This window comes from Rhizobium sp. CRRU65 (genome assembly GCF_048551595.1).
In the GTDB taxonomy this organism is placed as follows: Bacteria; Pseudomonadota; Alphaproteobacteria; order Rhizobiales; family Rhizobiaceae; genus Rhizobium; species Rhizobium leguminosarum_J.
On sequence record NZ_JBLYZH010000003.1, the window covers coordinates 91,692 to 107,167 of the forward strand.

Genomic DNA, 15,476 nt, shown 5'->3' on the forward strand with positions numbered 1-15,476 from the left:
TGTTTTGACGCGGACTGTCTCACCTCGCCCGGTCGCGCGCAAGATCGGTCAGGATACCTGCAGCAACGGTAATACGCGCGAGATTGGGATCGCCGCCGTCGCTGAGGCTTGAAAGCTCCTCGAGGATGCGGTTGATGCGGATGCGATCCTGCGCATGCCAGGCTTGAACGGGAAGCTTCTCCTTGCCGTGATCGGAAAGGGCCGAGATGACGATGTCGCGCCTTGCGCTGGCGATTTGGTCGATGCTGCGGGCAAGCGCCAGATTCTCGTAATGGTCTGAGGTGAGGATCCGCCCGCCCGCCGCCAGCAGCCTGCCGATACGGAAGGTCTGCGACACGGCGATGTAGTTCTCGGCGGCGCGCACCAGCGGTTCACCAGTGCGTTCTGCGATCTGCATGATCTCCGGCACCAGTGCGAAGATCGGGAGGCTGGCGATCTCGGCCGCAAGTTTTTCGGGCAGGCCCGCCTGGCTGTACTCCGCCTGGCGCACGGCGACCTCGCCGGCCACCTGTCCGGCGAAGGCGGTTTTCAGCTTCTTCAGGGCCGCCTGCAGCCGGCTAATCACTTCCGCCATATCGGCCTTGGTCATGCCCGTCTTCAGCAGCAGGCGCGTCAGCACGACAAAGCTGTGGCCGATCTCCTCGTAGATGCGGTTCTGCATCTCGCCTGCTATCTTGCCGTCCAGGGCGTCCGTCTCGGCCCAGAGGCGGGTCAGGTCGAAACCGTCGCGGGCAACGATTGCGGCGCGCACCACTTCCGGTGCCGAAGCTGCCGTCGCGTCCATCATGGCGACGGTGAAGCTTGGTCCGCCACGGTTGATCGCTTCGTTGGCAAGCACGGTCGCGACGATTTCGCGCTTCAGGCGGTGGCTGGTGATATCGCCGGCATTCGACTTCTGCATCTTCACAGGGAAATAATTCAAAAGCGTGGCGATGAAGTAGGGATCGTCCGGCAGATCGCTTGCGGCCAGCGCGTCGAAGAGTACGATCTTGGCATAGGATACCAGCACGCCGATTTCCGGCCGCGTCAGCGGCTTGCCGGCTGTATAGCGTTCGGCCAGGGTCTGGTCGTCCGGCAGCGTCTCGACTTTGCGGTTCAGCTGGCCGGCGCCCTCAAGCACAGTCATGAAGCGGCCAAGCTGCAGACCGTTTGCTGTGCCCTTGCGTTCTGTCAGTGAGATCGCCAGCGACTGCAGGTAGTTGTTGCGCAGCACCAAGGTCGCCACTTCGCCGGTCATCGAAGAAAGAAGCTGGTCGCGCTTCGCACGCGTCAGGCGTCCGTCATGCATGGCGGCTGCCAACGCGATCTTGATATTGACCTCGACGTCCGAGGTGTTGACGCCGGCCGAGTTGTCGATGGCGTCGGAATTGCAGCGCCCGCCCTTGAGACCATAGGCGATGCGGCCCTTCTGGGTGACGCCGAGGTTTGCGCCCTCGCCGATCACCTTGGCGCGCACCTCTGTCGCCGCGACGCGAATCGGGTCGTTGGCGCGGTCGCCGACTTCGGCATCGGTTTCGGACGGCGCTTTCACATAGGTGCCGATGCCGCCGAACCAGAGCAGATCGACCGGGCTCTTCAGGATCGCCGTCATGATCTCGAAGGGCGTGGCCACGGCCTTGTCGATGCCGATCGCGGCAACCGCTTCCGGCGTCAGCGTCACCGATTTCGCTGCGCGCGAAATGATCATTGCACCCTTCGACAGTACGCTCTTGTCGAAATCCTGCCAGCTTGAACGCGGCAGGTCGAAGAGCCGCTGGCGCTCAGTCAGTGTCTTTTCCATATCGGGGTCGGGATCGATGATAATGTCGCGGTGATCGAAGGCGGCAATGAGCCGGATCTTCGGAGAGAGCAGCATGCCGTTGCCGAAGACGTCGCCGGACATGTCGCCGACGCCGGCGACAGTGAAGGGCGTCGTCTGGATATCGATGTCCATCTCGCGGAAATGGCGTTTTGCGGTTTCCCAGGCGCCGCGGGCAGTGATGCCCATCTTCTTGTGGTCGTAACCGGCCGAGCCGCCGGAGGCAAAGGCGTCGTCCAGCCAGAAGCCGGCTTCCTGCGCCAGTGCATTGGCGGTGTCGGAGAAGGTCGCAGTGCCCTTGTCGGCCGCGACGACGAAATAAGGGTCATCACCGTCGAGCCTGACCGTATCCTTCGGCGGCACGATATCGGCGCCTAATATATTGTCGGTGATCGAAAGCAGCGTGCGGATGTAGGTCTTGTAGGCCTCGCGGCCGGCGTTGAAGATCTCGTCACGGCTGCCGCCGACAGGGAGCTTCTTCGGATAGAAACCGCCCTTGGCGCCGACCGGCACGATGACAGCGTTCTTGACCTGCTGCGCCTTGACGAGGCCGAGCACCTCGGTGCGGTAATCCTCGGCGCGATCCGACCAGCGCAGGCCGCCGCGCGCCACTTTGCCGAAGCGCAGGTGCACGCCTTCCACCTCGACGCCGTAGACGAACATCTCGCGGAAGGGTTTCGGCTGCGGCAGCCCGTCGACCAGATGCGGATCAAGCTTGAAGGCCAGCATCGGTTTCGGCGAACCATCCGGGTGCTTCTGGAAATAATTGGTGCGCAGCGTCGCATCGACGATGTTGACGTAGCGGCGCAGGATACGGTCGTCGTCGAGGCTCGGCACGTTGGCAAGCTCGGCCTCGATCGCCTGGTGCAGTTCGGCAAGCTTCTTGACGCGGATCTTCTCCGAAAGCCTGGTGTCGAGCGTGTCATGGAAGAGACGAAAGATAGCGGCGGCGACACCGGGATATTTGTCGAGCGTCGTCGCGATATAATCCTGCGAATAGGCGATGCCGGCCTGGCGGAGATAACGCGCGTAGGCGCGCAGCACGTTCGTCTCGCGCGCCGAGAGCCCGGCCGAAAGGATCAGCCGGTTGAAGCTGTCATTGTCGATCGTGCCGGCGAAGGCGGCGACGAAGCCTTCCTCGAGGGCGGCGCCGTAACGCTGCAGATCGATCTCACCGCCATTGCGGGCCTCGAGCTCCATGTCGTGCAGCACGACGAGTTTCTTTTCTCCATCGGCGGCCGGCACCCCGATGTCGAAAGTGCGTTCACTGACGACGTTGAAGCCGAGATTCTCGAGAAGCGGCACGCGGCGCGACAGCGCCAGCTGGCCGCCGGCGTGGAAGATCTTCAAGGAAAGGGTGCGGCCCTGTTCTTCCTGACGATGGTAGAACTGGATGCGCAGTGGTTCGCCGGCGGCGCAGGCACCGATATCGGCGAGGTCAGCCACGGTTTCCTCCGGAGTGAAGGAATCCTGGAAGGCTTGGTCGACGGATATCTTCGGCGCCTTGGCGCCTGCCAGCGCCTCGAAACGGTCGTCCCAGCGGGCGGTGATTTCGCGGATCACCTGCTCGAGCTTTGCCTGCGGAATGCGTGGCGTCTTGCCGCCCGAGCGGCCGATGATGAAATGCACGCGCGCCACGCCGCCTTCCGGGAAAGCCGGATAATAGGCCGAGACACGGCCGTCATAGACAGTCTTCAGATAGGTGCCGATCCGTTCGCGGACGATCGAGTCATACTCCTCGCGCGGCACGTAGATGATCACCGAGACGAAGCGGTCGAAATGGTCGATGCGCGGCAGGACGCGGACGCGCGGCCGATCGGCCAAGTCGTTGATCTGTTCGGCGAAACTTGCAAGCAGCGTCGTGTCGATCTGGAAAAGGTCGTCGCGCGGATAGGATTCCAGCGTGTTGTCGAGCATGCGGCCGGAATGGCTCATCGGGTCGAAGCCGAAATGTTCTTTCACCTTCTCGATCTTGGAGCGCAGCAGCGGGATTTCCGAGGCGAGCGAGGTATAGGCGGTCGAGGTGAAAAGGCCGACGATGCGCAGTTCGCCGGTGACGTTGCCCTCCGCGTCGAAGCGCTTGACGCCGACATAATCCATATAGGCCCGGCGATGGACGATCGATTTCACGTTCGCCTTGGTGACGATCAGGAAGTCCGGGCCGTCGAGGAAGGCAAGGATTTCAGGTGTCGTCGTCACGGCGTCCTTGCCGGTGCGCAGCACCAGAACATCGGGATTGGAGAGGATGCCGAGGCCAGCACCCTTGTCGCGTTCGACCCTGGCATCGGTCCCCTTGCCGGAATAGACGTATTCACGCATGCCGAGGAACGTGAAATTCTCATCGCGCAGCCAGGTCAGGAAAGCGACGGCTTCGTCGCGATCGGCCTTCTTTCGGCTGGCGCCATTGGCCGCAAGCTCGGCGATCACGCCGTCGATCTTGGAAAGCATCGGCTTCCAGTCGGAAACCGACAGACGGACCTGTTCGAGGACTTTTTCGATGCGTTTGGCGAGATCGGCGGCCTGGGTGGAATTGAGGGGAGCAATGTGAAGCTGGATATGGCTGACGCGGTTGGCCGGATCGCTCGAGTGATCGGCGGAATAAGTCGCCGGCGCCTTGCCCTTTTCCATGACCAGGATGGGATGCACGGCCATGAACAGGTCACGATAGGTGCTCGTCACTTCGCCCATGACCGATTCAAACAGAAAAGGCATGTTCCGGTCGGTGACTGAAAGCACCGAGACGGCGATGCCACCGGGCGTCACATCGGCAATGGTGTGGATGCTGACGCGGGGCGCCTTGCCGTTCCAGGCGTCGAGTTCCTTTGCCGAATGCACCGCGGAGAGCGCCAGCATTTCCGGCGTATAGAGTTCGAGATCGTCATTGCTTGCCCGGCCGAAGAGAATTTCCGGATCGAGATGCGCCTCGCCTGTCGCTTTGGCGATCTTGCGCGCGCTTTCGATCTGCTTTTCCCGTTTCGGGTTGTTTCTGGCAGCCATGGATCGCCTCCCTCAATGTCTGATTTTTCGCAAGCTAGCAGAAGATTCTTCGAAAAAATCTCTAAAAGAGCGGTCCGAAGGATTGTTTTGACGCTTTATTGGCGCCGGAAACGAGAAATCGTAAGAGATTTTCCGCTTTCTTCGCCAAACGAAAGCGAAAGTCCCGTCTTCCGATTTTTCGTTCCGGCGAACATTTCCACGCTCGCATGAAGAATGGTTGACAGCGTGGCGTCAAAAAGATCATCAAACGCGGTCATCATTCGGATCTTGGATATCATGTCGGAAAATGCAGCGGGCGCAGTCATCGTCATCTCCAGCCATGTGGTGCGTGGCTCGGTCGGAAACCGGGCAGCGGTCTTTGCGCTGGAGACGCTCGGTCATCCGGTCTGGGCCCTGCCGACCATCGTGCTGCCCTGGCATCCCGGCCACGGCCGCTCGACGCGGCTGACTTTTGCGGAAACGGATTTCGACGCGGCGATCGACGATCTGATCCGCGCACCCTGGATCGGCGAAGTCAAGGCGGTACTTTCGGGCTATTTCGGCAATGCTGCCCAGGCGCGCTCCGTCGCCCGGTTGATCGCTGCGCTGAGGCAAAACAATCCCGATCTGCTCTATGTCTGCGATCCCGTGATGGGCGATCTCGGCGGCCTTTACGTGCCGGAAGCGACCGCAGAGGCCATTCGTGATCATCTCATTCCGCTCGCCTCGCTCGCGACGCCGAACCGCTACGAGCTCGCATGGCTTTCGGGGGCAGCCCTTGAAGACAACAGCGCGATCATGGAGGCGGCGCTCGCGCTCGGACCAGCGCGCATGCTCGTCACTTCGGCGGTGCCGATGATGGCGGGCGGTACCGGCAATCTCTATCTTTCCGGCCGTCACGCCCTTCTTGCCGAGCATCGCGTCGTCGAAAACCCGCCGAATGGTCTCGGCGACCTCATCGCCGCCGTCTTCCTGTCGCGCCTGCTTTCCGGGATCGAGGACGAAAAGGCGCTGCAGCTTGCCACCGCCAGCGTCTTCGAGGTGCTTGCGCGTGCCGTTAAGCGCGGCAGCAACGAGTTGATGCTGGCCAGCGATGCTTCCAGCCTTTCGACGCCGATGGCCATGGTGCAGATGCGCCGCCTCGTGCACCCGGCGCAGCGGCGGAAAAAATGATGCATCTGCCAATATGTTCATTTTGCGGTGCAGCAGTTGATCTTGTCTTCGGCGCGCGCTAATCCAGAAGCATGCAGCGTTTTCCAAATCCCCTTCTGGACGGCTATCGCAACTTTATGAACGGGCGTTATGCCGACGCCCGCGACAGGTATCGGCAGCTGGCCGAAAATGGTCAAAGTCCCCATACGCTTGTCATTGCCTGTTCGGATTCTCGCGCGGCACCGGAGTTGATCTTCGATGCCGGCCCGGGCGAGCTCTTCGTCATCCGCAACGTCGCCAACATGGTACCGCCCTACGAGCCGGACGGCCATTTTCATTCGACGTCGGCCGCACTCGAATTTGCCGTGCAGGTGCTGAAGGTCTCGGATATCGTCGTGATGGGCCATGGCCGCTGCGGCGGCATCCGCTCAGCACTCGATCCGAATGCCGAGCCATTGTCGCCCGGCGATTTCATCGGCCGCTGGATGTCGCTGGTCAAACCCGCCGCCGAGCAAATCCAGAGCAACGACGTGATGACGGCGGCCGAGCGGCAGACGGCGCTGGAGCGTGTCTCCATCCGCAATTCGATCAACAATCTCAGAAGCTTTCCCGACATCAAGGCTCTCGAGGAAGCGGGAAAACTTCATCTCCACGGTGCCTGGTTCGACATTTCGACCGGCGAACTCTGGGTCATGGACGCCGAGACACGCGACTTCATTCGTCCCGAAATCTAGGGACATGCCGGTTTATCACTTTTTTAAGGATTGTTGTTAAGCTCGCCGTCAATTGGTCGTGCACGACCGACGTTTTGATCACCATGGCGATTGGCGATGAAGTTCGAAACCATCAAGAAGGTTATTCTGGCCGCCATTCTGCTGCCCTTCGTCTTCATGCTCATTGAAGGCGTCGTCGTCATACGTTCTTCGGTCAACCAATACTGGAACCTCGAAAAGGACCGGCAGTTCGCCGATGTGCTTGCTCGTGGCGGGTCGATCGCCGCCACGGAGATTCTGACTGAAATTGGCGCCACCCGCCGCTACCTCGCAGATCCCAGCGACATGACTGCTATCGACATGCAGCAAAGCCGGGTGACGCTCGATCGCGAACGCCGCGCTTTTTATGCCAGCCTGCCCTCCCGCGATGCGCTCGACGAAGGGCTCGTCGGCGAATTATCGATTCTCAGCCTTGCCTACAGCCGCATCGTCGCTGCACGCAGCGCCGTCGACCAGGGCCGTTATGCCGGCAGCGACCCCGGTTCCATTTACTGGTATGCGGCTCTCAAGCAGCTTGCCGTCGTCGATGCGCTTTCACCGCTGATCAGCGATCCGGTGCTGCTTGAGAAATCCAACCAGCTGATGGGCATCCTGCTGACCTATTACGGCGAAAGGCTGATCACCGGGATCGGCACCCGTTATCTCAACCAGGGGGTTTCCGCCAGATTGCCGGTGGAGCTCTTCGTGCAGGGCAAGGTCATGCTCGGCGAGGGCATGGATCACATGGTCTTCCATTCCTCCGCGCCGGTCGTGCGCAACATCGTCGCTTATCTCGGCAGCGCCAGCCAGGTAAAGGCGAATGCGATCACCGATGCCATTCTCGCCGGAGCGCGGCCGACGGGCGCGGTGCATGACGTCTGGGCCGCCGCGCAGAGCGAGCGCATGAGCTTCCTGCAGCAGAGGATGATCGAGGCCGCACAAGATATTCATGAGACCGGCGAAAACCTGTCGACGCGCTCGCACATACACCTGACGCGGATCCTGGCGCTGTGTGCCGGCCTGCTGATTCTCGCCACATTGGTGCTGCTGCTGGCGGCAAAGGGCCTTCGCCTGATCGACCGACTGACCCAGGATCGGGAGACGCTGGTCGGCGAGCTGCGCAGCGCCGCCCAGACCGATCTTCTGACCGGGCTTTACAACAGGCGCGGCTTCGAGGTCGCCGCATCCGCACTTCTCACACAGGCCGAGCACGGATCGCGCTGGATTTCCGTCGTGCTGTTCGACCTCGATCATTTCAAGAAGATCAACGACGTTCACGGGCATGATGCCGGCGATGCCGTGCTCCGGCATGTCGCGGGCGTCGCGCGTGAGAATTTTCGTTCCTTCGATCTCTTGGTGCGCCATGGCGGCGAGGAGTTCCTGGCGCTTCTGCCGGATTCGACGCCTGACGATGCTGCAATCGTTGCCGAGCGTGTGCGGCTGGCGATCGAGGCGGCGGAAATCCCCCTGCCGAGCGGCGATGTTCTCAAGGTGACGGCAAGTTTCGGATGCGCCGGACGGGCAAATGAAGCCACCAACCGGAACTTCGAGGATCTGGTCAAACGCTCCGACCTGGCGCTTTACGCCGCCAAGGCCTCCGGCCGCAATTGTGTCGTCTCGGGACCAATCATCCAGGCCCCGGTGCAGGAGGAGCGACGCAAGGCGGCGTCCGGCGGGGGGCTTTGATTCCCGCATATGAAAAACGCCGCATATCGCAGCGGCGTTTTGGCGTATTCAGTCGAGCTTATTTGCCGTCGATCTGCTGACCGATATAGGCGATCGCCTGCTGGTAGACGCTGGCAGCGTTCCAGCCCTGGATGGCGACGAAATTAGGCTCTCCAGGCTGATAGCCGGCGCCGTCGCGCCAGCCGTGGCCCTTGAGGAAATTCGCCGTTGAGGCCAGTGCATCGGCGCGGGAACCGACCATGTCGACGCGGCCGTCGCCGTCGCCGTCGGCGCCGAAGCGCACGACATTACGCGGCAGAAACTGCGTCTGGCCGATTTCACCATGGGCAGCGCCCTTGGCCTGTGGGCTCAGATAACCCTCGGAGACGAGCTGGAGTGCTGCATAGAGCTGGTCGGTGAAATAGTCCGAGCGACGGCAGTCATAGGCAAGGGTCGAAACAGCCGACAGCGTATGCTGGTTGCCCATATAGCTGCCGAAACCGGTCTCCATGCCCCAGATGGCAACCAGCGGGCCGGCCGGAACGCCGAAACGGCGCTCGATCGAGGCAAAAAGCGCCTTATTGGCTGCCTTCATGCTGCGGCCGCGGGAGATGACCGTGGCACCGCCGCGCTTCTGCATAAAAGCGTCGAAGGAGAGCTTGAAGCTCTTCTGGCCGCGGTCGGCGGCGATCGTCGGTTTGTTGTAATTGACGTTGGCGAAGGCGCGGTCGAGGACCGAGCGGCTGACGCCGTTTGCCGCCGCTTCCTGCTTGAAGTCGGCGACCCATGCACCGAAACCGGTGCTATTGTTACCGCATTGAGCGCCCTGGGCCGCTGCCGGCAACGCGTGGAGGACGCCCGCCGCCGTAAACGCCGCCAGAAAAAATGTTGTCATGCGCATGAGAAACCCCGCTCCGGTCTGCTGAAGCGCGCCGCGGCCGATCGAGGCCATGCGACGCGCTCAAAGTCTTCATTCTGTTCGTGTCGCTGTCCCGAACCGCTGCACGGTTTTGGACGGCATGCTTTGGCTTGATGCCGGGCAGAATGCCAGCCGAAGGCGATCTTGTCACGATCACCTTTTTCAGCAAGCGCTTATGGACAGAAGCGTCCACAATTCGGCAAAAAGCCCTGCCTTCATCATCAGCAGGGCTTTAGCATATTATGGTTTACAAATGGTATCAGGCAGCCTGCTTGCGCGGCTTGACGAGACCACGATTGACGAGCAGCTCGGCGATCTGGATGGCGTTCAACGCAGCGCCCTTGCGCAGATTGTCGGAAACTACCCAGATGTTGAGGCCGTTTTCGACCGTCGCATCCTCGCGGATCCGCGAGATGTAGGTCGCATCCTCGCCAGCCGATTCATAAGGCGTGATGTAGCCGCCATCCTCGCGCTTGTCGATGACGAGGCAACCCGGTGCGTCGCGCAGGATGTCGCGGGCCTGGTCGGCAGTGATCTCGTTTTCGAATTCGATGTTGACCGATTCCGAATGACCGATGAAAACCGGCACACGCACTGCGGTGCAGGTCACCTTGATCTTCGGGTCGAGCATCTTCTTCGTCTCGGCCAGCACCTTCCATTCTTCCTTGGTGTAGCCGTCCTCCATGAAGACGTCGATGTGCGGGATGACATTAAAGGCAATACGCTTGGTGAACTTCTTGTTCTCGATCGGATCGGCGACGAAGACGGCGCGCGTCTGATTGAAGAGCTCGTCCATACCGTCCTTGCCGGCGCCGGAGACCGACTGGTAGGTCGAGATGACGACGCGCTTGATCTTGGCAAAGTCGTGCAGCGGCTTCAACGCCACCACCAGCTGGGCGGTCGAGCAATTCGGATTGGCGATGATGTTGCGCTTGGTGAACTGGCTGATAGCATCCGGGTTCACTTCCGGCACGATCAGCGGCACGTCGGCGTCGTAGCGCCAGGCCGAGGAATTGTCGATGACGATGCAGCCCTGCTGGCCGATCTTCGGCGAGAACTTCTTGGAGACCTCGCCGCCGGCCGACATCAGGCAGATGTCGGTATCGGAGAAATCGTAATTCTCCAGATTGGAAACCTTCAGCGTCCGGTCACCGTAGGAAACCTCGGTGCCCTGCGAACGCGAGGAGGCGAGTGCCACGACCTCATCGGCGGGGAAGCCTCGCTCGGAGAGGATATTGAGCATCTCCCGGCCAACATTTCCGGTCGCTCCCGCAACTGCTACTTTGAAACCCATTTCTCAAGCTCTCTTTCTCTTCTCTCCTCTTGTCCGGTGAGGGGAAAGGCGCGATTAATCGCGTCTTCCTGTCCCCAGCCGAGCCGGGGAGAGAGCGGCAGGCCAGAGACGTCAGACGGTTTTCGTCGTCGTTTTGGCCTTGGTTTTGGCAGAAACCGGAACGGCAATGTCCACCCCGGCAACCCGTGCCCGGTCATTGCATTCGGCAATGGCGTGTTCGTCGCGAACCATGGAGATTCCTTTTCCGAAGTTGCTCTTAGAAGGTTTTCCACAGGAGTCAAGGTTTTTGCGCTCAGAGCCGGCAGGCGAAGCGGCGGCCGCAATGCTGCGACGTTTTGTCATGCCGCTGTCATCCTCGGGGGGTATCCCGGCGCGGTTGTTAATGTCTGCAACGAAAACGGGGGTTTTCCATGCGTACGCTTCTTGCCGTCTTTGCGGCCACCATCATCCTTGCGGGCGCCGCTCAGGCGACGACGGTCTATCCGCTTGATCGCGCGACGATCCTTGCCGGTTCGCCGTTCGATTTCAAGGTCGAGCTCAACAAGCAGGTCAAGCCCGAAGACGTGAAGATCACGGTCAATGGCCAGGACTACAAGACCGTGCTTGGGGGCGAGGCGCAGTTCGTCGAACTGGAAAAGGGCAAGGACGACAAGGCTCTCGGCTCCGCTATCCTGCTGCGCGGCCTGAAGATTTCGGCTCCGGGCGACTACAAGATCGAAGTCGCTGCCGGCGACGAAACGAAGTCCGTCACCTGGAAAGTTTACGAAACAGCCGCCCGGCCGAAGGCCAAGAACATCATCTTCCTGCTGGGTGACGGGCTTTCCGTTGCGCATCGCACCGCTGCCCGCATCATGTCCAAGGGCATGACCGAAGGTAAGGCGAATAGCCGCCTGAATATGGACGATCTCGAGCGTATGGCTTTTATCGGCACGTCGGCGACGAATGCCGTCGATACGGACTCAGCCAACACCATGTCGGCCTACATGACGGGTCACAAGACGGCCGTCAACGCGATCGGCGTTTACGCGGACCGTACGCCGGCCTCCCTCGATGATCCGCGTGTTGAAACCTTCGCAGAAGCCGTTCGCCGCCTGACCAAGAAGTCGATCGGTATCGTTGCAACGGCCGAGGTCGAAGACGCCACGCCGGCTGCGGTCGTTGCTCACACCCGCAACCGCAACGACAAGGCCGACGTCGTCGGCATGCTGCTTGGCGTCAAGCCGGAAGTCCTCCTTGGCGGCGGCTCGGCCTATTTCCTCGGCAAGGAAGTCGCCGGTTCCAAGCGCAAGGACAATCAGGACTACATCAAGCAGTTTCAGGATGCCGGCTATAAGCTTGCCACCGACAAGAACGAGCTCGCAGCCAATGCATCGGCTGAAGGCAATCTCCTCGGTCTCTTCCACACCGGCAATATGGACGTCACGCTTGATCGCGAGTTCCTGAAGAAGGGCACCGTCGACAAGTTCCCGAACCAGCCGGGCCTCGTCGCCATGACCAAGGTTGCGCTCGACCGCCTCTCGAAGAATCCTGATGGCTTCTTCTTGATGGTCGAAGGCTCCTCGATCGACAAAATGTCCCATCCGCTCGATTGGGATCGTGCCGTCTACGAAACCATCGAATTCGACCAGGCCATCGGCGTTGCCCGCGAATTCCAGAAGGCCCATCCGGAGACGCTGATCGTCGTCACCGGCGACCATACGCACGGCGTATCCATCATCGGTACTGTCGATGATGAAAAGCCGGGCACGGACATGCGCGAAAAGGTCGGGACCTATGCCGAAGCCGGCTTCCCGAACTACAAGGACGAAAACGGCGACGGCTATCCCGATAAGGTCGACGTCAGCCGCCGCCTGTTCCTGAGTGCCAACAATGGCCCCGATCACTACGAGACCTTCCGTCCGAAGCTCGATGGTCCGTTCGTTCCGGCTGTCCAGAACGAACAGAAGGAATATGTCGCCAACGAGCAGTATAAGGATGTTCCCGGCGCGGTCTTCGTTCAGGGCAATATTCCGAAGAGCGGCGATAGTGGCGTCCACGCCGTCGATGACGTCGTTCTGCAATCGGCTGGTCCGGGCGCCGAAGGCTTCCATGGTTACATGGAACAGAGCGACGTCTATCGCGTGCTCGCCGACACCTTCGCTCTCGGCGCCGAGCAGACGAACTGATCTGCCGATCCGGCCAGGCCTGTTGCCGGCCTGGCCTCTTTTATCGATCAAGTCCCGGCCGTTCAGCGGCCGGGATTTCATTCTTGGAGATCGCCATGGAAAAGCTCCCTTCGCTGTATCTCAGCCGCCGCGGCCTGATCGGCACCATCGGCACGCTGGCCTTGGCCGCTGTTGCGCGCCCGAGTTCTGCTGCGGATTCCTTGATCAGCTTCGATGAACTTTACGGCAAGTTCGGCGTGCTCGGCCTCGAATTCTCCGACAAGGTGAAGCACCTTGCCGGCGAAGGGATCAGCATGAAAGGTTTCATGGCGCCGCCATTGAAAGCCGAGGCCCAGTTCTTCGTGCTCACCGAGGTGCCGATGTCGCTCTGCCCCTTCTGTTCCTCGGATGCGGACTGGCCGGACAATATCGTCGTCGTCTATCTCGGCGAGAAGCAGACCTTCGTGCAGTCGCGCCAGACGATCGAAGTGCGTGGGACGCTTGAATACGGTTCGTGGACGGATCCGGAGACAGGCTTCGTCAGCCTGCTGCGGATCCGCCAGGCCGAATATTCCGTCGTCTAAACCGATATGCTCGCTCTCGATATCGAAAACCTGACCGTTGCCTTCCCGGGCCTGTCCTCGCCGGCACTGGCGATCGGCCGCCTGTCGATCGATGCCGGCAGCAGGGTCGCCATTACAGGCGCGTCCGGCTCCGGAAAGAGCACCTTCGTCAATATTGTTGCCGGGCTGGAGCGGACACGGCAAGGCCGCATCCGCTGGAACGGCGAGGATATCGCGGGTTTTTCAGAAAGCCGGCGCGACCGGTTCCGTGCCGCCAATATCGGCCTGGTCATGCAGGAGTTTCATCTCTTTGCCGGCCTGTCGGCGCTGGAGAACGTACTCCTGCCGGCGCGGCTTGCCGGCGCTGCCACGGCTGATGTCATCGAGCGGGCGCATGCGCTTTTGAGCACGGTCGGTCTTTCCCGCCCCGGCCAGAAAATCGAAACCATGTCGCGCGGCGAGATGCAGCGCGTGGCGATCGGCCGAGCACTGCTGCGCAAGCCCGGCGTCATCATCGCCGACGAGCCGACCGCAAGCCTCGATGCCCAAAGCGGCGAGGCGGTCGGCGATCTCATCCTCGATCTGGCCATTGCCGAAGGCAGCACGCTGATCGTCATTTCACACGACCACCGCTTGGCCAGCCGCCTCGACCGGCGCATCACCTTCGGTTCCGGCCGGATCCGCGAAGATTCCGCGGCAACGGCGGGAGAAGCTGCATGATCCGCTTCATCCTTTCCGATCTTCGTCGCCTCTGGGTGGGATCGCTGGTGGTCGTGCTGCTGGTGGCGCTTGCGACCGCGCTTGGCGTTTCTGTCGTCCTGCAGGAGCGGGCGCTTCGTCTCGGCAGCGCACGCGCTGCCGACAAGTTCGATCTTGTCATCGGCGCCGGCGGCAGCGAGACGCAGCTCGTGCTGTCCTCCGTCTTCCTGCAGCCCTCGCCTTTGCCGCTGATGCCAGGCGAAGTGCTGGGCAAGCTTGCCGCGGATCCACGGGTCGATTGGGCAGCTCCGATCGGCTTTGGCGATTCCTTCTCCGGCTATCCGATCGTCGGCACGACGACCATGCTGGCGCAGAACCTGTCCGGCGGCTTGGCCGAAGGCGAGATTTTCTCACACGAGGGCGAAGCCGTGATCGGCGCGGCCGTCAAGCTGTCGCTCGGCGGCGAGATCAAGCCGATGCACGGGTCGCGGGAAGAGGGCGGAGAGACCCATACAGAGCTTGTCTATCATATCGCCGGCCGCTTGCGGCCGACCGGCACCGCCTGGGACCGGGCGATTGTCGTTCCCATCCAGGCCGTCTGGCACATCCATGGCATGGAGGCGGAGGAACATGCGGAAGACGGTGAGCACGAGCATGAAGCGGCGTCCGGAACGGATAACGCTGAACCTGCTCATGCGCCTGAGAAAGCCGGCGCTGACCACGATGGGCATGAGCATCACGGCGAGGCCGATCCGGATTCCGCGCTTGATGAGAGCTGGACTGCGGGCGCTCCAGGCCTTCCCGCCATTCTGGTCAAGCCGAAGACGATTGCCGATGCCTACAAGCTGCGGCGGGACTATCGTAGCGGCAATACCGTCGCCGCTTTTCCCGGCGAGGTGCTGACCAATCTCTACGCCACGCTCGGCGACGCCAAACAGATCCTCGTCGCGGTCGCCTCCGGCGCGCAGGCTCTCGTCGCAGCCTCGCTGGTGCTGGTCACGGTCATCCATATCGGCCAGCGCCGTCGGCAGATCGGCGCGCTGAGGGCCTTCGGCGCCCCGCGCGGGGCGATTTTCGGCATCGTCTGGCTAGAATTCTTCTTCCTGATGGCGGTCGGCATCGCCCTCGGATTCGTACTCGGTTATGCCGCGGCTCTCATCTTGTCCGGCATGTTTTCGCAAACGAGCGGGGTCGCGATGCCGGTCGGCTTCGCCCGTGAAGACGCCTGGCTTGCGGCAGTGCTGCTTGCCTTTGCCACAATTCTCGCTGCGCTGCCGGCAGTGCTCGCTTATCGGCAATCGCCGGCGCAGGCGCTGAGAGCGTAACGGGTCCACATCGCAAACCGCGGTGAAACCCGCTTCGAAATCTCCGGCAGCGCAATCCTCACGGGCGGCGGCGGGCCTGATGTGCGTGAGAACCGCGCGTCATTCTTAGACTAAAGTCATAATCCGAAAGCCTCTCTCTTTTTGATCTGTCGTTTCTGGCACACTCCCGTCAGGCGTGTCGCGGCCAGG

12 protein-coding genes are annotated in these 15,476 nt (G+C 61.4%); 7 read left to right on the forward strand and 5 right to left on the reverse strand.

The window, feature by feature from the left end; genetic code table 11:
* Positions 1 to 19: 19 nt before the first annotated feature.
* Positions 20 to 4,795, reverse strand: coding sequence for an NAD-glutamate dehydrogenase (locus tag ACM5SV_RS06755; protein ID WP_419425167.1), 4,776 nt, complete (start codon positions 4,793 to 4,795; stop codon positions 20 to 22).
* 95 nt (positions 4,796 to 4,890) lie between these two features.
* Positions 4,891 to 5,100, reverse strand: coding sequence for a hypothetical protein (locus tag ACM5SV_RS06760; protein WP_260690371.1), 210 nt, complete (start codon positions 5,098 to 5,100; stop codon positions 4,891 to 4,893).
* Here ACM5SV_RS06760 and pdxY point away from each other — a divergent pair.
* The 3 genes from pdxY (at position 5,072) to ACM5SV_RS06775 (ending at position 8,364) form a co-directional block, all read left to right on the forward strand.
* Complete coding sequence (gene pdxY / locus ACM5SV_RS06765; RefSeq protein ID WP_113546680.1) at positions 5,072 to 5,947, forward strand: pyridoxal kinase PdxY; 876 nt, start codon at positions 5,072 to 5,074, stop codon at positions 5,945 to 5,947. The two genes, ACM5SV_RS06760 and pdxY, sit on opposite strands and share 29 nt — an antisense overlap.
* Positions 5,948 to 6,018: 71 nt before the next feature.
* The gene (locus ACM5SV_RS06770) at positions 6,019 to 6,660 is read left to right on the forward strand and encodes a carbonic anhydrase (RefSeq protein WP_113546681.1); all 642 of its coding nucleotides are present in this window, start codon (positions 6,019 to 6,021) and stop codon (positions 6,658 to 6,660) included.
* A 96-nt stretch (positions 6,661 to 6,756) separates the two neighbouring features.
* Positions 6,757 to 8,364 (forward strand): GGDEF domain-containing protein, encoded by a 1,608-nt coding sequence (locus tag ACM5SV_RS06775; protein ID WP_221970053.1) that lies wholly within the window; start codon positions 6,757 to 6,759, stop codon positions 8,362 to 8,364.
* A gap of 58 nt (positions 8,365 to 8,422) precedes the next feature.
* Here ACM5SV_RS06775 and ACM5SV_RS06780 read toward each other — a convergent pair whose 3' ends face one another.
* The 3 genes from ACM5SV_RS06780 to ACM5SV_RS06790 form a co-directional block, all read right to left on the reverse strand.
* On the reverse strand, positions 8,423 to 9,244 hold the full coding sequence (locus ACM5SV_RS06780; protein ID WP_222016928.1) for a lytic murein transglycosylase: 822 nt from the start codon (positions 9,242 to 9,244) through the stop codon (positions 8,423 to 8,425).
* A gap of 277 nt (positions 9,245 to 9,521) precedes the next feature.
* A complete protein-coding gene (locus ACM5SV_RS06785; protein ID WP_012759513.1) occupies positions 9,522 to 10,556 on the reverse strand; it encodes an aspartate-semialdehyde dehydrogenase in 1,035 nt (344 codons plus the stop codon).
* 111 nt (positions 10,557 to 10,667) lie between these two features.
* Entirely contained in the window at positions 10,668 to 10,898 is a 231-nt protein-coding gene (locus ACM5SV_RS06790; RefSeq protein WP_017995567.1) for a hypothetical protein, read from the reverse strand.
* Positions 10,899 to 10,966: 68 nt separating this feature from the next.
* Here ACM5SV_RS06790 and ACM5SV_RS06795 point away from each other — a divergent pair, with 68 nt between their 5' ends.
* The 4 genes from ACM5SV_RS06795 (at position 10,967) to ACM5SV_RS06810 (ending at position 15,287) form a co-directional block, all read left to right on the forward strand.
* The gene (locus ACM5SV_RS06795; RefSeq protein ID WP_222016926.1) at positions 10,967 to 12,721 is read left to right on the forward strand and encodes an alkaline phosphatase; all 1,755 of its coding nucleotides are present in this window, start codon (positions 10,967 to 10,969) and stop codon (positions 12,719 to 12,721) included.
* A gap of 95 nt (positions 12,722 to 12,816) precedes the next feature.
* Positions 12,817 to 13,284 carry a hypothetical protein gene (locus ACM5SV_RS06800; protein ID WP_222016923.1) on the forward strand — a complete coding sequence of 156 codons (468 nt, stop codon included), beginning with the start codon at positions 12,817 to 12,819 and terminating at the stop codon, positions 13,282 to 13,284.
* 6 nt (positions 13,285 to 13,290) lie between these two features.
* On the forward strand, positions 13,291 to 13,983 hold the full coding sequence (locus ACM5SV_RS06805; protein WP_012759509.1) for an ABC transporter ATP-binding protein: 693 nt from the start codon (positions 13,291 to 13,293) through the stop codon (positions 13,981 to 13,983).
* Complete coding sequence (locus tag ACM5SV_RS06810; protein ID WP_222016920.1) at positions 13,980 to 15,287, forward strand: ABC transporter permease; 1,308 nt, start codon at positions 13,980 to 13,982, stop codon at positions 15,285 to 15,287. Before ACM5SV_RS06805 ends, ACM5SV_RS06810 begins: the two co-directional genes overlap by 4 nt.
* Positions 15,288 to 15,476 lie beyond the last annotated feature (189 nt).